The organism is Aminiphilus sp. (assembly GCF_029975095.1).
GTDB lineage: Bacteria > Synergistota > Synergistia > Synergistales > Aminiphilaceae > Aminiphilus.
In genome coordinates, this window is the sequence record NZ_JARKPW010000157.1 from 1 (window position 1) to 17,544 (window position 17,544).

The 17,544-nt window shown below is 60.6% G+C and carries 13 protein-coding genes; 6 read left to right on the forward strand and 7 right to left on the reverse strand.

All coding sequences use genetic code 11. The features are described 5' to 3' along the window. Positions 1 to 86: 86 nt before the first annotated feature. The 5 genes from Q1K49_RS09690 (at position 87) to Q1K49_RS09710 (ending at position 6,483) form a co-directional block, all read left to right on the forward strand. On the forward strand, positions 87 to 1,211 hold the full coding sequence (locus tag Q1K49_RS09690; RefSeq protein ID WP_300525578.1) for a DUF3798 domain-containing protein: 1,125 nt from the start codon (positions 87 to 89) through the stop codon (positions 1,209 to 1,211). Between the two features lie 106 nt (positions 1,212 to 1,317). Then, on the forward strand, positions 1,318 to 2,916 hold the full coding sequence (locus Q1K49_RS09695; protein ID WP_300525580.1) for a sugar ABC transporter ATP-binding protein: 1,599 nt from the start codon (positions 1,318 to 1,320) through the stop codon (positions 2,914 to 2,916). After that, on the forward strand, positions 2,916 to 4,004 hold the full coding sequence (locus Q1K49_RS09700; RefSeq protein WP_300525581.1) for an ABC transporter permease: 1,089 nt from the start codon (positions 2,916 to 2,918) through the stop codon (positions 4,002 to 4,004). Before Q1K49_RS09695 ends, Q1K49_RS09700 begins: the two co-directional genes overlap by 1 nt. Further along, on the forward strand, positions 4,001 to 5,140 hold the full coding sequence (locus tag Q1K49_RS09705) for an ABC transporter permease (protein WP_300525583.1): 1,140 nt from the start codon (positions 4,001 to 4,003) through the stop codon (positions 5,138 to 5,140). Before Q1K49_RS09700 ends, Q1K49_RS09705 begins: the two co-directional genes overlap by 4 nt. Before the next feature lie 245 nt (positions 5,141 to 5,385). After that, the gene (locus Q1K49_RS09710) at positions 5,386 to 6,483 is read left to right on the forward strand and encodes a Xaa-Pro peptidase family protein (protein WP_300525585.1); all 1,098 of its coding nucleotides are present in this window, start codon (positions 5,386 to 5,388) and stop codon (positions 6,481 to 6,483) included. 307 nt (positions 6,484 to 6,790) lie between these two features. Here Q1K49_RS09710 and Q1K49_RS09715 read toward each other — a convergent pair whose 3' ends face one another. From Q1K49_RS09715 to Q1K49_RS09735, 5 genes are all read right to left on the reverse strand, one after another. Then, complete coding sequence (locus tag Q1K49_RS09715) at positions 6,791 to 8,008, reverse strand: M20 family metallopeptidase (protein ID WP_300525586.1); 1,218 nt, start codon at positions 8,006 to 8,008, stop codon at positions 6,791 to 6,793. 43 nt (positions 8,009 to 8,051) lie between these two features. Further along, entirely contained in the window at positions 8,052 to 9,665 is a 1,614-nt protein-coding gene (locus Q1K49_RS09720; RefSeq protein ID WP_300525588.1) for a D-aminoacylase, read from the reverse strand. A gap of 149 nt (positions 9,666 to 9,814) precedes the next feature. Continuing rightward, positions 9,815 to 11,152, reverse strand: a complete 1,338-nt coding sequence (locus Q1K49_RS09725) for a TRAP transporter large permease (RefSeq protein WP_300525590.1) — start codon at positions 11,150 to 11,152, stop codon at positions 9,815 to 9,817. After that, a complete protein-coding gene (locus Q1K49_RS09730; protein ID WP_300525592.1) occupies positions 11,149 to 11,691 on the reverse strand; it encodes a TRAP transporter small permease subunit in 543 nt (180 codons plus the stop codon). Before Q1K49_RS09730 ends, Q1K49_RS09725 begins: the two co-directional genes overlap by 4 nt. A gap of 262 nt (positions 11,692 to 11,953) precedes the next feature. Next, positions 11,954 to 13,039, reverse strand: coding sequence for a TRAP transporter substrate-binding protein (locus tag Q1K49_RS09735; RefSeq protein ID WP_300525594.1), 1,086 nt, complete (start codon positions 13,037 to 13,039; stop codon positions 11,954 to 11,956). Between the two features lie 389 nt (positions 13,040 to 13,428). Between Q1K49_RS09735 and Q1K49_RS09740 the strand changes: the two genes are divergently transcribed. Then, on the forward strand, positions 13,429 to 14,220 hold the full coding sequence (locus Q1K49_RS09740) for a 4Fe-4S dicluster domain-containing protein (RefSeq protein WP_300525595.1): 792 nt from the start codon (positions 13,429 to 13,431) through the stop codon (positions 14,218 to 14,220). Positions 14,221 to 14,274: 54 nt separating this feature from the next. Here Q1K49_RS09740 and Q1K49_RS09745 read toward each other — a convergent pair whose 3' ends face one another. Continuing rightward, positions 14,275 to 16,290 carry a hypothetical protein gene (locus tag Q1K49_RS09745; protein WP_300525596.1) on the reverse strand — a complete coding sequence of 672 codons (2,016 nt, stop codon included), beginning with the start codon at positions 16,288 to 16,290 and terminating at the stop codon, positions 14,275 to 14,277. Beyond that, positions 16,287 to 17,399: a hypothetical protein gene (locus tag Q1K49_RS09750; protein WP_300525598.1), complete on the reverse strand. Its 1,113-nt coding sequence runs from the start codon at positions 17,397 to 17,399 to the stop codon at positions 16,287 to 16,289. Before Q1K49_RS09750 ends, Q1K49_RS09745 begins: the two co-directional genes overlap by 4 nt. Positions 17,400 to 17,544 lie beyond the last annotated feature (145 nt).

Below are 17,544 nucleotides of genomic sequence, written 5' to 3' on the forward strand. Positions count from 1 at the left end.
AGAATCCTCTTGCGCGCGGAACGGTGCACTGAGAAAAGACGATCCGGCCGCACGGAGCCGGGCGAGCGAAAAGGAGGTCGTTGCGGGTGTTCAGAAAAGGCATTTTGGGAGTCGTTGCACTTGCGCTTCTGGTGAGCCTCTGCGGCATGGCTTTCGCGGGCCAGTCCAAGGTGGGCATCATGACGGGGACCACGTCCCAGGGTGAGGAAGAGTATCGCGCCGCCCAGGAAATGATCAAGCAGTGGGGCGCGGACCGCATCATCCACGTGACCTATCCCGACAAGTTCATGGACGAGCAGGAGACCACGATCCAGCAGATTCTGAGCATGGCCCAGGATCCGGACGTGAAGGCCATCGTTCTCGTTCAGGGCGTTCCCGGCACCGCCGCTGCCATCGACAAGGTGAAAGAAATCCGCCCGGACATGTTCTTCATCAACATCGTGCCTCACGAAGATCCGCTCATGTCCGCCCAGAAGGCCGACATCTGTCTCGAGACGGACAACCCTGCCCGCGGCATCAGCATCATCGAGATGGCCAAGAAAATGGGCGCCAAAACGTTCATCCACTACTCCTTCCCCCGGCACATGTCCTATCCGCTCCTCGCCAACCGGCGGGACATCATGATCGAGGAATGCAAGAAGCAGGGCATCGAGTTCGTCTTCGTCAACGCCCCCGATCCGACGGGTGACGCGGGAATCGCCGGAGCGCAGCAGTTCATCCTCGAGGACGTGCCCCGCCAGGTGGAGAAGTACGGTAAGGACACGGCCTTCTTCAGCACCAACTGCGGCATGCAGGAACCCCTCATCAAGTCCGTGCTGAAGACCGGGGCGATCTATCCCGAGCAGTGCTGCCCCAGCCCCTACCACGCCTATCCCGGCGCCCTCGGCATCGAAATTCCCGCCGACAAGGCCGGCGATGTGGCCTTCATTCTCGAGGCCATCAGTGCGAAGGTGAAGGAGGGCGGCGGTGCGGGACGATTCGCCACGTGGAAGATTCCTGCCACCATGGGTATGGCCTATGCCGCGACGGAATATGCCTTCGGCATCGGCGACGGATCCATCAAGGGATATGACAACGGCAAGATGGTGGAACTGCTGAAGAAGTACTGCGGCGACGGCATCAAGACCAGCACCTACGTCGCTCCCGACGGCAAGGAGAAGGCGGACAACTTTATCCTCTTCGTCGGCGAATCCATCATTTTCGGTCTGTAATTCACGGGAACAAGCGAAAGCAAGAGAGTTGTTGTAATGCGCGGGGCCGGCCGAGGGACGGCCCCGCGCATCGGCAAGAGCAGACGAAGGAAGGGGGCACCCCCTGGTGGCGGCATATCGGTTGGAAATGCGGGACATCCAGAAGGAATACTTCGGGAATCGGGTTCTCAAGGGCGTTTCGATCCGGGTCGAGCCGGGAAAGATCTATTCCATCGTGGGTGAGAACGGCGCGGGCAAATCAACTCTCATGAACATCCTCTTCGGCATGCCCGTCATTCACAACACCGGAGGATTCTCGGGGGAGATCTTCATGGACGGCAATCCCGTCCGCATCTCCTCTCCCCAGGATGCGGTGGATCTCGGCATCGGCATGGTGCATCAAGAATTCATGCTTCTTCCGGGGTTTTCCATCGCGGAAAACATCAAACTCAACCGTGAAATCACGTTCCCCAACATGGTGAGCCGTCTTTTCGGTTCCAGGCTCCAGAGCCTGGACATTCCCGCCATGCGGAGGGACTCGCGAAAAGCACTGGACCGTCTGGGGCTTTCGACGTTGGATGAGATGCTCCCAGTGGCGGGGCTTCCCGTGGGATACATGCAGTTTGTGGAGATCGCCCGGGAGATCGACAAAGAGAAGACGAAGATCCTCGTCCTCGACGAGCCCACGGCGGTACTCACTGAATCCGAGGCGGAGGTGCTCTTGGCTACCATGCGTCGGCTTGCGGGAGAAGGAATCTCTATTCTCTTCATCACCCATCGCCTCGACGAGGTGCTCGCCGTCTCCGAGGACATCACGGTTCTCCGCGATGGCGAGCAGGTGGCGACGCTGAAGACCGGAGAGGCCTCGGTGAGCCGTCTGGCGGAACTCATGGTGGGACGCAAGCTTGAGGCGGTGGGCTGTGACGCCTGTGCCCCCAGTCCCAAGGGGGACAAGACGCTCCTGAAAATAGAGAACCTCCGTGTGGACATGCCGGGCGAGCGGGTCCGGGGACTCGACCTGGACGTGTACGAGGGGGAGATCCTCGGCATCGGTGGTCTGGCTGGACACGGAAAGATCGGTATCGCCAACGGCGTACTGGGCATGTATCCTGCGGAGGGCAAGCTTGTCCTCGACGGGAAGGAGCTTCCCCTGAACAATGCCCTTGAGGCGCTGCGGAGCGGCATGGCCTTCGTCTCCGAGGATCGCCGCGGCGTAGGTCTTCTCCTCGACGAATCCATCGAGACCAACATGACCGTCACGGCCATGCAGTGTCAGGAGAAATTCCTCCGGCGGATGGGGATTTTCCTGGCCGACGGAGGTGCCATTCGCCGTCATGCACTGAAGATGATCAGGGACCTGGACATCCGCTGCACCGGACCGGAGCAGATCGTGCGGCGCCTTTCCGGAGGAAACCAGCAGAAGGTGTGCATCGCCAAGGCGATCACGCTGGAGCCGCGGCTCATCTTCGTCTCCGAGCCCACTCGGGGTATCGATGTGGGGGCCAAGAAGATCGTGCTTGATCTTCTGGTGCGACTGAACCGGGAGATGGGCGTCACCGTGGTGATCACCTCCTCGGAGCTGGCGGAGCTGCGCTCCATCTGCGACCGCATCGCCATCATCTACAACGGAAAACTCGAGGGCATTCTCCCCCCCGACGCGAGCGACGTCGATTTCGGCCTTCTCATGGCGGGCGAAATGTCCCATGCGAGAAAGGAGGCATCGTGATGGCCGATCTGGAGAACAACGGCCTGCCCCGGGAGAGTATGGGCGAACGGATCCGGGAGGCCGTCAAGGACTTCGGCATTCCTCGTTTCATCATCCTCGGATTTCTGGTTCTGCTCATCGTGGCCGCGAAAGTCCTTGGACTTTCCATGCCCCAGCTTCTGGGCAGCATCCTCACACGGTTCGGCATGAACGGCATTCTCGTGCTGGCCATGATTCCCGCCATTCAGTCCGGAACCGGACCGAATTTTGTCCTTCCCCTTGGCATCACCTGCGGCATCGTGGCGATGACGTTGAGTATCGAACTGGACATGACGGGACTCTCCGCGTTTCTCTTCTCGGCGGGCTTCGGAGCCCTTCTGGCGGGCATCGCGGGCTATTTCTACGGCGTTTTTCAGAACAAGGTGAAGGGACAGGAGATGACGGTCGGAACCTACGTGGGCTTTTCCGTAGTCTCACTCATGTGCATTTTCTGGACTCTCGTTCCTTTCAAGAGCCCGGAGATGATCTGGCCCTACGGCGGTTCGGGACTTCGGGTCACCATCACCCTTGAAAAGCGTTTCGCCGGCGTTCTCGACCACCTTCTCGCCTTCGATGTGATGGGGGTCACGGTTCCCACGGGGCTTCTCCTCTTCTTCGCCCTCTTCTGCGTGCTTACCTGGCTCTATATGCGTTCCAAATCGGGCATTGCCATGATGATGGTCGGCAGCAACCCTCGTTTCGCCGAATCGGCGGGACTCAACGTGGATCGGCTCAGGATTTTGGGTTCCGTGCTCTCCCAGATGCTCGCCGCGGTGGGGATCGTGGTCTACGCGGAGAGCTACGGCTTTCTGCAGCTCTACATGGGGCCGCTCTTCATGGCCTTCTTCGCCGTGGCGTCCATTCTCATCGGAGGTGCCTCCCTGAAGCGGGCCACGGTGACCCACGCCGTCATCGGTACCTTTCTCTTCCAGTCCATCCTGGTTGTCTCCATGCCCGTGGCCAATCTGGTCGTGGCGGACAATCTGGCTGACGTAGTGCGAATCATCATCAGCAACGGTATCATTCTCTACGCGTTGACGCGGAAAGAAGCGGGGGTGGACGTGCGATGACGAACCCACAGGAGACCAGGACGACACAGAATGCGGTTCCACCGATACCTCCGGCGAAGAAGAAGTTCGAACTCGCCTATGCACTCCGCAGCAACGCCGTGCCGCTCTTCTTTCTCGTCATCTGCGTGATCGGCGCCTACTATAGCGGGCTCTCTCTGCCCTTCCTGCTCAACGAAATCGTGGTACGCATGGCCCGGAACAGTTTTCTGGTCATCTCCCTGATCATCCCCATCCTCGCCGGAATGGGGCTGAACTTCGGCATCGTGCTCGGAGCCATGGCAGGACAATTCGCCTATTTCGCCACGGTGAACTGGCAGATCGCAGGCCTCTGGGGGTTCACCCTCACCTGCCTTCTCTCCTTTCCCTTGGCGGTCTTCTTCGGGTGGCTCACGGGGAAACTTTTCAACAGCGCCAAGGGCAAGGAAATGATCACCGGAATCATCCTCGGATTCTTCGCGAACGGGGTCTATCAGCTCATTAACCTTTACTTCATGGGCAATCTCATTCCCATCCGCGTGCCCGAGATGCTCATTCCGGGAGGCTATGGCCTGCGAAACACCGTGGACCTGAAGATCATGCACTATGCTCTGGACAATCTCTGGAAAGTACGCATCCCCATTCCCGGGTCGGTCATGCCCATCGTCGTTCCCGTGGTGACCCTCGCGGTCATCGCGCTTCTCTGCGTGGGCATGCATTTTCTCTTCAAAACCAAATTGGGGCAGGAATTCCGGGCCACCGGCCAGAACCGGCACATCGCCGAAGTTTCGGGCATCCAGGTGGACAAAATCCGCATCCTGGCCATCATCTTCTCCACGGTCCTCGCGGCGTGGGGGCAGATCATCTTCCTCCAGAACATCGGCAACATGAACACCTACGGCGCTCACGTCCAGGTGGGAACCTTCGCCGTGGCGGCCATCCTCATCGGAGGGGCGTCGGTCTCCAAGGCCACCATCGGTCAAGCGCTGATGGGAACGCTTCTCTTTCACACCATGTTCATCGTCTCGCCCCTGGCGGGGAAGAACCTGCTGGGCAACGTTCAGGTGGGAGAATACTTCCGGGTGTTCGTCACCTACGGTGTCATCGGGGTTGCCCTGGCGCTCCATGCCTGGCAGGGGAAAGCCAAGAGAAAGGCCTGACGTCTTTTCACCGGCATCCGAAGGGAATTCAGGTGCGTTTTGACTCGACGAAGTCTTTGAGCGCCCGGGTTCGATGCGGGAGATCGGATCCGGGCGTTCTCTCTTTCCTCGTTGACCCATTCTCAGATATCTGATATATCATAGGACACAACAAAGACATTTCTTCCGGAGACGGGACGCTCTTTCCGGCGTTGCCGGAGCGGAAGGCCCGACAGTCCGGAAAGGGCGCGAAGGGAGAATTGAAGATGATCAACGGCAAAGGCTTGGCGAAGTTCACGACCCTGCTCGACAAGGCCGGTTACGACGCACTGCTCGTGGGGCCCTCGCCGGACATGGAGTATCTGTCCGGGCTTGTACTGCATCCCGATGAACGCTTCAAGGTCCTCGTGTGCTTCCGGGACGGCCGGCTCTGCGCCGTTTCACCCAAGCTCTACGTGGAGCAGATGCGGAATGCCTTGGGAGACGCAGTGGAGACGGTCGTCTGGGACGACGCGGAGTGGTTCGAAAAGAAGACCGTGGCGGCCTTCGAAAAATGGGGGCTCCGGAATGGCCGCATTGCCGTGAACGAGGGTATTCGTGCGGTGGACATGCTCAATCTCCAGGAGCGCTTTCCCGCGACGTTCGGGAACGGACACTTTGTCGGCGAAGAGGCCCGTCTTCGGAAGGACGCAGAAGAGATTCACCGTATGCGCCGGGCGGGACAGATCGCCGATGCGGCCCTGGAAGCTCTGACGAAGGAGATCCGCCCGGGTGTGACTGAGCGCGCTTTGGCAAAGCGCCTGGAGGAGCTGCTCCTTGAAAAGGGGGCGACGGACCTTTCCTTCGGATGTATCGTCGCCTTCGGCGCCAATGGTGCGTATCCCCATTACAACGGAGGCGGTGCGGTTCTTCGGGAGAAGGATTCGGTGCTCATCGATTTCGGCTGCAAGTTCGAGGGATACTGCTCCGACACGACCCGCACGTTCTTTGTGGGAGAACCCACGAAAGAAGAGCGGCACATCTACGAGACCGTTCTCGCGGCGAACCTCGCCGGAGAGGCTGCAGTGGCGGAAGGTGCCGCCGCTCAGGACATTGACCGGGCGGCACGGGGAATCATTGCCAAGGCGGGCTTCGGGGAGTATTTTATCAGTCGTACCGGCCACGGCATCGGAGTGGCCATCCATGAGGATCCGTACATTCGGGAGGGGAACACCCAGGTTCTGGAGCGGGGCATGGCCTTCAGTGTGGAACCCGGCATCTACATTCCCGGAAAAATCGGCGTGCGCATCGAGGACGTGATGGTCCTCACCGACGATGGCCCCGAGCCCATGAGCCGTTTCTCCAAGGAGCTCACGGTTCTCTGAGCGGATTCCGCCTGCCTGCGTGTCTCTCGGGTGTGCGCTCCGGAAAACGGCAACGCGAAGTCCCGTGGCACTGGACCTGCGGCGCTGCGTGGCATGGTGGGTCTGTACGGAGGCGTGTCGGATGCCGGATCTGGCACGCTCAGGTGAAACGGAGAGAACAGCACGAAACATCCTGCGCAAAGAGAACCCGCCCGCCGAAGAAATTCGGCGGGCGGGTTCTCTTTCGGGTGGGACGGGCTTTCGAAGCTCTGTCCGGAGGGTAGCCACGTGTTCGGAAGTGTGTTGTTTCACAAGGAGTGTTTTCCCCTCAGACGGATTTCTCCAACGCTTTCCACGCGGCCAGAGCGAGAACGGAAGCACCAAGGGGAAGGGACGTCTCGTCCGCTCGAAAGAGAGGACTGTGCCAGGGATGGATTGCGCCGAGATCCGGATTGCCCACCCCGAGCCAGAAGAAACATCCTGGAATCTGTTCCTGAAAAAGAGCGAAATCTTCGCCGCCCATAGATGGCGTCGGTACCACGACCGCGTTTGGACCGGAAAGGGCGAGGGCGCTTTCCCGAACCAGATGTGTCGCCTCGGGGTGGTTCAGTACCGGGGGAAGGTCGTGGCGAAGCGTCACGTCGCTGGTGCATCCGAGGGCGGCGGTTGTGTGGCCTGCGACGCGGCGGATTCCTTCGGCCAGCGCGGCGCGTACCTCGGGCGAGAAGGAGCGCACGGTTCCCGTAAGTTCCACGGTGTCGGGAATGACATTGTTCGCGGTTCCTCCCGTTATGGTGCCGAAGCTCACCACCGCAGCGGCGAGCGGATCCGTTTCGCGGCTCACGAGGGTCTGGAGGTTCATGATGACCGACGCGGCGGCCACGATGGGATCCCTGTCCCGGTGTGGCAGTGCGCCGTGCCCTCCTTTGCCTCGGATGTGCAGGCGAAGCGTGTCCACCGCCGCCATGAGGGGGCCTTCCTTGACGGCGATGGAACCTACGGGGTATTCGGGGTGGTTGTGGAGGCCGAAGATCATGTCCGGCTTCGGAGAGGTGAGTGCACCGTCCCGAATCATTGCTGCGGCGCCCTGGTTCAATTCCTCCGCAGGCTCGAAGAGCACGAGCACCGTGCCTTTCAGGAGGTGTCGCACCGAGGTGAGGAGCATCGCCGCCCCGAGAACGCAGGTGGTGTGCAGGTCGTGCCCGCAGGCGTGCATGCGCCCCGGCACCGAGGAGGCGAAGGGGAGCCCCGTCTCCTCCTGCACGGGGAGTGCGTCCATGTCCGCACGAAGGGCTGCCACAGGGCCGGGAGCGCTTCCCTCCAAGAGGCCCACGACGCCCGTGCCGCCCACACCGCGTCGTACGGCAAAACCCAATGCCTCCAGGCGGGAGGCGACCACCGCCGCGGTACGCTCTTCCTGAAAACTCAGCTCGGGATGGCGGTGCAGATCCCGGCGCAGCGCCACCAGTTCGCCCGCGCAAGCGGCGCTTTGCTCCCGGAACAGCGAGACCACATCCAGGATCTCGTTCGGGCCGTGTGCTTTCACGGTTCGTTCCTCCCCTCTCTTATCGCAACGTGGTCTTCGAAGGTCATGCCGAGGTGCTTTCTTTCCGCAACACCTTTCCGGAGCGGGTGCCCGTGACGTTTCCTTCCGCAACGGCCAGGTCTCCGTTGACGATCACGTAGTCGATTCCCCGGGGTGGGCGCAGCGGATCCGCATAGGAGGCTCCGTCCAATACCGTATCCGGATCGAAGAGCACGAGGTCCGCATCCATACCGGGGCGAAGGATTCCCTTTCGGCTCAGACCCAGACGTGCCGCCGGAAATCCTGTCATCTTCCACAGGGCATTCTCAAGGGAAAGAACCTTCTCCTCCCGGACGTAGCGGCCGAGGATGCGGGGATTGGTCCCCTGCGTTCGTGGATGGGTCCGTGCTCCCGGTGCTCCGGGGATGGAATCGGAGGCGACCATCACCCGGGGGTGCCGGAGAACGGTACGCACATCCTCCTCGGACATCATGTCGTAACAGGCCGTATCCTCCCCCTTGTTGGCGACGATGAGATCCATCGCCGCATCGATAGGATGCTTTCCGAAGGCTGCCCCCACTTCTTCCAGGTTTTTTCCTTCGTACTCGGGGAGCCTGGGGGAACTGAGGACGGTGATTCCCTGAGCCCCGCCGCACCGCAGAAGATAGTTCTCCCAGGAGGATTCTTCCAGGATTTCCTGGAGAATCCTCCTCCGCGTCGTCATGTCGCCGAGTCGCTCCAGCGACTTGGCGAGCCCGCCCTCGTGGACCCAGGGCGGCAGGATGGAGCGGAGTGTGGTGCTCGCCGCCGTGTAGGGGTACTGGTTCACTGTCACGTCCAGCCCGCGGTTTCGAGCTTCCTCCACCAGACGGAGTGTTTCATGGACTTTTCCCCAGTTTCTGCGCCCCGCTGCCTTGTGATGGGAGATCTGCACGGGAATGTTCGACAGTTCGGCCACCCGGACGGTTTCCGCCACGGACTCAACCACGTGGTCCGATTCGCTGCGCATGTGCGATTCGTAGAGTCCGTTCCGTGCTGCGACGATCTCGCAGAGGGCGACGATTTCGTCGCATTGCGAGTAGACCCCGGGTGGATAGACGAGGCCGCTGGTCATGCCGAAAGCGCCTTCCTCCATGGATTGTGCTGCGAGGTCTTTCATGCGGTCCAGTTCGTCCTTTTGCGGTGTCCGGGCGTCGAAACCCATGACGGCGATGCGGAGCGTGCCGTGGCCGAAAAAGGCAGCAATGTTCGTTCCCAGGGGAAGGCGTTCCAGGACGTCCAGCCATTCTCCGAAACTCCTCCAGTTCCACTCCGGTGTCGATCCGGCCTTGATGAAGCCCGCGTACTGGTCGAGGAGGGCGATGTTCTCCTCCGAGAGAAGGGGGGCGGGACTGAAGCCGCATTGGCCTATCCCTTGGGTCGTCACCCCTTGGCGGAGTTTCTCTGTCGCAGAGGAATCCCGAAGGAGCAGAAAATCCGAGTGAGTGTGAATGTCGATGAAGCCGGGACAGAGGATGCGGTCTTTCGCATCGATCACTTTGGGGGCGGAAATCGAGGGAGGAAGGTGTCCCACCCAGGCGATGCGGTGTCCCTCAACGCCGAGATCGCCTCGGAACCAGGGGCTTCCCGTGCCGTCCACGATGCGGGCATTACGGATGACGAGATCGAAAGCACTCATGAAAGTACATCTCCTCACTATTCTGTGGTGAATTCACTCCCCGGGGGAGTGCTTCGGGTGGTTTCGTCCGGGCAGTGTCCATTCCGGACGGAACCGACGCTTTTTCGGCGGAAAGCCTGCCCTTCGAGCAGGAAAGCCGCTCCTGGCGCTTACCAGGGGCCGACCACCTTCGGTCCCAGGAGCAGGGTGGGAAGCCAGCAGGAAATGGCCGGGACATAGGTGGTCAGGAGCAGCACCGGAATGCCCACGAAGAGAAGAAAGCGCAGCATGATGGGGACGAGTTCCGTGTAGGAGCACCCCGAAAGGCGGGAGCCCACGAAGATGGAGATGGCGAAGGGCGGCGTGATCACGCCCAGGCCGATGTTGAGAATGACGATGGCCCCCAGATGGACGAGGTTGACGCCGAGCTGGGTCACCAGGGGGAGAATGAGCGGTACAGCGAGGATCAGAATGGGTGTGCCGTCGATGAACATGCCGAGAAAGAGCAGAAATGCGTTCATGGCCAGAAGAACCAGGATTTTCTGGGAGAAGAGCTGGAGGATGAATGTCGCCAGTTCCTGAGCCACGCCGAGGCGGATGAGATATCTGGCGAAGACCGTTCCTGCGGCGATGAGGATGGTGATGACTCCGATGGAGACGAGAGAGCTGAAGATCGAAGACCACAGAGTGTGGCGGTTCAACTCGCGGTAAACGAAAAATCCCACGAAAAGACAGTAGACCACCGCGATGGCGCCCGCTTCGTTGGGGGTAAAGATCCCTCCGTAGATGCCCACGAGAATCACAAGAGGGCATCCCAGGGCAGGCAGTGCGCTCCAGGTGGCGCGGCCGAGTTCCGTCATGGATTCTCCGAGCGAAAGAGGACGTTCCTGGACCTCCGTGGCGAGGGACATATCCATGTACCGATGACAGAGAAAATAGTTGAGGATCGCATACCCCAGAGCCAGAAGGAGTCCCGGGATCACCGTGGCGAGAAAAAGAGCGGAGACGGACTGTTGTGCCACGAGGCAGTAGATGAGAGCGGGTACGCTGGGCGGAATCAGATAGCCCAGAAAACTGGAGGAACAGAGAAGTGCCGTGGTATATCGTCTCTGATAACCGTATTTTTCGAGGCGCGGCACGAGAAGGGGAATGAGGGCGGAGATGCACGGCACGGAAGATCCCGTGAGGGAACTCATGATGAGCGTGGCGACGATGCCGACGGCCTGCATGCCGCCCCGGACGCGGCCCACGAGTGCGTAGGAAAAGCGCACGATGCGGTCCGCGAGCCCTGCGTCGGAGATGAGACTTCCGGCGAAGACGAAGAAGGCGATGGACATGATCACGTAGTTGTTGATGGCGTGGTAGAAGGTGCCTGCGATGAAGGAGAGGGAATCCCCGTCCAGAAGAAGTCCTGCCGCGGAGGATGCCAGAAAGAGCCATCCGAGAGGCAGTCCTCCGAAGAGTCCGACGAGAAAGACCACGAAGGCGAACAGCACCCCGATGCTCATGAAGGGCTCCTCCCTCCGGGTTTGACGAAACGGTTCCGGTATTCGACGGTGTCCCTGGCGATGACGGCCAGAAGATGCACGATGCAGAGAAGGACCGAGACAAAAAGGCTTTGCATGAGCCAGCTTGTGTTGAACCACGTCACCAGTGTGCCGTACTGTGGATAGCGGACCGAAGCGAGAGCGAACTCATACGTGGGTTGGGCGAACAGCAGGAGTACTCCGAGAGATGCGAGCTGCAGTGCGATCTTGTAGAGGGCGAATTCTCGGGGTTTCTCCTTGAAAAGTTTCTCGCCGAACACATCCACGGCGGTATGCCCTTTCTCCCTTGTCGTGAGCGCGATGGTGAGAAAGACGAAGGGGATGAAGAGGTAGAGAGACAGGTCTCCGAGCCACATGATCTCCAGGTGGAGCCAGTATCTGTTGAGGACCTGAAAGAACGTCATGGCCGTGACGATGAGCAGGCCAAGGCCGCAGAGGAGGTTCTCGGCGATTTCAATGGCGCGAAGAAAGCACTGGAAAAAGCGGCCTGAAGACGTCATGGAATTCCTCCTTGTCGTTGATCCGTTGTGCGCTTCCGGTGTGCGGTCGTTTCCTTCCGAAAGTCCCTCGCCGGGCAGTGCCTTTCGCCACGGTCAGCGGAAGGGACCGGAAGGAAGCCCTCTGCTTCACAGGGGAGCGGAGATTTCCTCGAAGAAAAGAAGACAACACCTCGAAAAGGCGGTTTTTTCGCGTGAGAGGTGCCGTATCCCGCCACTCCCTGTACGGTCGGAGCGGTGGGATACGGCGCCGATGGCGGTTTTCCTACGGATTCTGCTTTGTCAGGATCTCCTTGTGGATTTTCAGCAGTTCCTCCTGTACCTTTTCGGTCATGTTCTCGCCGGGATAGTGCTTGTCGAGCCAGGGTTTGCAGAGTTCATCCCAGATTTCGGGCATGTTCGACCTCGCCCGGAAAACTTCCCGCTCCTCGGGGGTCAGCTTGGTGATTTCAAAGCCGCCCACTTCGGAGAGTTTCTTGATATACTCCGCCTCCGCTTTTTCCTGCACGTCGTAGAGGAAAGCCTCCGCATCACGTGCGGCTTTGTTCACGGCGTCCTTGAGATCGTCGGGGAGCCTGTCCCAGATGGTCTTGTTGATGACCACGTTGTTCACGTCCCAGAGGAAATTCACGTCCGAGTAGTGTTTCAGCACTTCGTAATGGCGTTCTTCCACGAGAGAGGGCCACATGGACCAGCAGCCGTCCACGACACCCCGGGAGAGCGCGTTGTACAGTTCCGCCCAGGGGATGGTCTCCATGGTCATGCCTGTCCCCTTCCCCATGTTGCCCAGCATCTTCACGCTCGCCAGCGAGGCGGAAACACGCATTTTGAGGTTTTTGAGATCATCGGGAGAGCGGAGAGGGCGGGCATTGTTGGCGAGACCATAAGCACCCTGGGAGACCACGAAGAGCTGATGCATGCCCACTTCGTTCCACGCCTTCTGCATGACTTTATAGAGAATGCCGTCGGGAGGCATGAAGGCGACCTTGCACTCCTCCCAGTTTTCGATGGTCCAGGGCATCCAGTTCAGCATGCCCCCGGGAACGAGATTGACGTAGGGGGCGAAGACGCCGAGGGCTTCGCTACCCATCTGTACCGCGTGGAACGACTCGTCGTGGGTTCCGAGAAGTCCGTCAGGAAAGAACTTGATTTCAATTCTTCCGTTCGAATACTCCTTGACCTTGTCGCAGAAAAGCTCATACCCCTTGTTCTGCAGCGGACGCGTCCAGGGTTGGGCGAATTTCCAGGAATACTCCGCCTTCGCTTCCGCCAGGGAAACGGAAACGAACAGCGCGAAACAGAGGACGAGCAGAATCGACGGCACGGATCGGGACAGGGGCTTTCCTCTCATCTCTTGCACCTCCCATGTCTTCAGTCGCGACTTCGTGGCCATGGCCGCATCTCGTGCGAGCCCCGGAACAACGGCGTGCTTACTGCTGTGAGGAGTTGTCTTCTTCTCGGCATCACCTCCACGGACACAAAAGAGAAAACGCTGTATCCTGAAAAAAAGGACACGGACATTTTTGCTGATTATAAGGAAAAACGCCACCTTTTCCAAGTGCGGCGCCAGTGGAGCGGCGGAACATCTCTTTATGACAGAGTTGCTCCTGTGAAGCTGAGAGTGAATGGACACGGTTTTTCGAGGGAGAGAATGCGCGGCGTTCTTACGTCTGGACGATTATACCCATGATGGGTATAATATTTCCCGAAAAGACTGGACGAAAGCGGGGAGTGAAAGACATGGCAAACCCTCTGGGAAGCGCCTGGCCGAAGGTGCGGCGTATTCTGCAGGCGCAACTGGTCATTGCGTTTCTCGTGACCGTGATGATCATGAAACAATGGTGGTTCTGCGTGATGATGCTCGGGCTGGGAGCGATGCTCTCGGTGCTTCGGGGAAAAGTGTGGTGTGGCATGCTCTGTCCGAACGGAGGGCTCGCGGATCTCGTGTGGAGCCGCGTTTCTCTGCGGTTGCTTCCCTTTCCGAACTGGCTCGGAAAGGGAAACGTGCTCCGAACGCTCTTCGTGGGAGGCATGATCGCCTGGTTCGCCGGAGTGGTCTGGTACGTAAACGTCCATTTGGGCTTGCCCGTGGCCTTTGCGTCCTACGATGCTCACGGCCTGCTTTTTTTGCGGTTCTGCCAGAGCATGGTCCTGCTCGCGGCGGTCATGGGGATCGTCTTCGAGCCTCGGGCGTTCTGCCTTCACGTCTGCCCCGGCGGAACGCTGGGAACCCTTCTGGCGGGGGCAGCGAAACGAAGTCCCGTGGCGCTGGACGTACGAAGCTGCGTGGGGTGTCGTGCCTGCACGAAGGCGTGTCACATGCCGGATCGGCTCCTGGAACCGCTTTTGAACGAGGCGGCGGCGAGAAAAGCAAGGGGCGAGGATTCCGGGACGCTGCCCGTGTCCTCTTCGTGTTTCGGCTGTCTCGGCTGCGTTGCCGCCTGCCCCCGCGGGGCAATACGGCTCAACGAGCCGAAACGACGCGAAGAGCACGGAGACGGAGAGAAGAAGACCTTTTCGCCCGGGGCGTGATTCCATGTCCCCGATGTTACGTTGCGGGCCTGAAGTACCAGCCCTTTCCGTGCCTTACCGGGGCGGTTCCTTCTCCTCTCCGATCTGGTGAAGGAGAGAAAGAGAGTCGATGATCTCCCGGAGCGCCTCGTCGAGACGGCGGCGGAGGGTTTCTTTCGCCGGGAGAAGCTCCTTGTCGATGCGGAAGGAGAGGGCGGTGCGGAAGGTCTGTTTTGCGTCGTCGAGGCATGTGTCGATGGCTTTTTCCGAGAGGAGATGTCGGGTGAGCAGCCCCGGGAGCGGAAGATTTTTCCCCGCCTTCTTGCCTGCCATGGCGAGGAAAATGCCGAGCAGTGCGCCGAGAACGAGGCCGAGAGGCCCGGAGAGCAGCAGGGCGGTGCCGCCGCCTCCGCAGACCGTTGCGGTGAGGATCACCGTGGCGAGGGTGGCGAATTCCACGTAGCCGCTGCCGAGTTTCCCCACATTCATCTGTGCGTGAAGTCCGGCGACACGCTCGGAGGAGAGTTCCTCCGAGTCGAGCAGTTCTTCCGGCACGTAGGCGACGCCTTCCCGTTGGAACCAGTCCCGGGCCGCGCCGCGAACGGCCGTGTCGAGTCCGGAGAAGACCTCTCCGAGGGCTTCCTCGACGATGTTCCGGAGCGACGGAGCGAAGCCTTCCGCCGTTCTTTTCAGGCGCTTTTCCAAGTTCGCCACGGAACCGCCCTCGGTGCGGAACTCCTCCAGGAGAGGGCGAAGCCGCTTTGCAAAGAGGCGCTCCTCCGTGCGACGGCAGATGCGCGTCTCCAAGTCCCGTATCCGTTCCGCGAGGAGCGTTTTCTCCAACGTTTCGAGGAAAGCGGGAAGACCGCGATACAGGCGCTCCTTTATGCTGTTGCTCCGCCTTCGGAGTGCGGGGTAGAGGGAGAGCCCCTCCGCCACGTTGGCGTAGGGGCGTTCGCTGGTCACCACCCGTTCCGGAGGAAGCGCGAGCGTTTCGGCCACCATGGAGGGCAGAAACGGCCAGAGGCTGCTCCCCCCCGTGAGGATCACCTTGTCCACACCGAGGATACCCCCGACGTCTCCAAGCCCTTCCAGAAGGGCCTCGCGGAAGCGGGCGAAAAGATCCGTGCCGGATCGGCCGGCCAGTGCGGGGCCTTGCGGTTCTTCCGAAGCGCGAAGACGTTCGAGGAATTCCCGTGACGGCGTGTAGGAAGCGGCGCGTTCCAGAAATGCTCCTTCGGTGAGTCCCTCAAGACGTCCGTAGAGACCTCCCGGCCCCACGGGGGCGCTCCAGGGGGCGGCATCGCGCCCCTGTTCTCGCCGCGAGGCCAGGAAGGTGGAGAAACGCTCCTTGCACTCCCGGCACCAGTGCCAGTGCACGATGTATTCGTCGCCGGAGGCGGCGAGTTCCTCCCGCTTGTCCGGCTGCTGCTCCAGGTACCACTGGAAGAAGAGGTCGTCGAGCAGGCGTCCCCCCAGGAGCATGTCTCCCCAGGAAGAGACGAGTTTTCCCCGGCGAAGCAGGGCGAAATCGCAGGTTCCGCCGCCGAAATCCACAACGAGAACGCTTCTCGTCGCCTCCCGGAGCGTCAGAGAGAGGTCCTTCCGGTTCAGATGATACAGGATCGCTCCCCAGGGTTCCGCAAGAAGAGAGATTTCCGGAAAGCCACCTTCCGAGGCGAGTCGCCGGAGTGCGGCCCGATACCCCGGCGAGGCCTCGCCGGGGACTCCGAAGAGTGTTGCCGTCTTTTCCGGAGTGCGCAGAAACGTGGCGGCGCATCGGGAGTGGAGAGCGCCGAGAAAGAGGCGGGCGTCCTCCGCGCACTGCGGGTCACCAAGGAGATCCGGCTTGAAGTGCACCCGGAGCCGCAGATCACGCCGCAGGGAAAGCGGTGTCTCGCCCCATTCCTCCAGTGCCTCGTGGCCGATGAGGATCGTTCCGTCCGGGCGGTGGAGGAGTGCCGTGGGAATGCCCGGGCGGCCGTTTCGGTCCAGGGAGACCGGAGAGGGAAGCGGTTCGTCGGCACTGCAACGGCAGAGATGGGTATTGCTCGTGCCGAAGTCCACGGCCAGGATGTCCGGACGTGTCACGGAACTCTCCTTTTCCGGAGCAATCCCTTGGAGAGAACCTGTCCGTTCCAGAGGACCGGCTTGCGTTCCACCCGGACGGGATCTCCGGGAAGAATGTGTCCGAAGGTCTCGAAATGTGTTGCGAGGTCCTCGCTCCATGCGAGAGGAGTCTCCGGGGCGCTCTCCGCGTCGAGATCGGAAGGAGAGGGTTCCAGGGAGTATCCGGCGAGAGCTGCTTCTTGAACCAGGTGTGCCGCGGCGGCGCGGAGTGTCCCGTCCCGTTCCGCCCCTTCCGGAGGGGCCTGTGTGGCAGCGGCAAGATCCTCCAGCGGGCCGGCGAGGCGGGAGAGGACATCCAGAGCGGCCAGGGAGGCGGATTTTTCCGGAGATGTCGGTGGAGGAGGAAGCGCCTGAAGGGCTCTCCCTTCCGCATCGAGAGCGGCGCGAACGCTGTTTTTCAGGGCCGCCGCCGCTTCGTGCCGTCGGAAGACCTTGCGGGGACGGCAGAGAAAGAACAGAAAGAGAATGCCTCCGTAGAGAAAGAGGCGCCGCGTCTTCCCCCTTCCGGAGTGTACGCCGAAAAGCCGCTTTGCCAACGCGACCGGACCGAATCCCGTCAGGTCGGCGAGAGTCGCTATCCCCAGCGCCGCAAGGAGCCCGCGCCGAAGGTCGGAATTCTCTTCGAGGTAAAGGCACAGTTTCGGGAGAAGCCACGCCCCGAGAGGAGCGCCGAGAAAGAGTCCTATTTTGGGAATGTGCAACAGGTATGTAGCGAGCGGCTCAAGGAGAAGCATGCCGCCGAGGCTGCCCGCGGCGGCGATGGCGGCGAGACGCCCTGAAGGGATCTCATCGGCGAAGAAGGGGGCGAAGGAGTTCTCTCTTTCACTCGCGACGGAAAAGGAGTTCTCCATGACCATGGTGACGGGTTCGGAAAGACAGGCCAAAGCGGTGTTGCGGGCTTCCCGGAGCATGTCCGCCGTAGGAGGCATCTTCCTCGTCAGGGAGTTCTCTTTCTCGGCAAGGGCCTGGAGAAATGCCTCCTCCACTCTGTCAGCGAGTTCCTTTGCCTCCTCGGTGGAGGGCAGGGCAACGCGCTTTTCAGGGATACCCGAATTGGAGAAAGGAAACATGGAAACCTCCTAGAATAAAGTTGTCACAACTGGGAGCAGAAATAGCCCGAAAAGTTGTGGTGATAATAGAGGCATGCAGGTTGAGAGTCGCCGAGTGTAGCCTTGGGATGCGAATCTCGTCAAGGAGTCTGGCGCCTCACCTCTT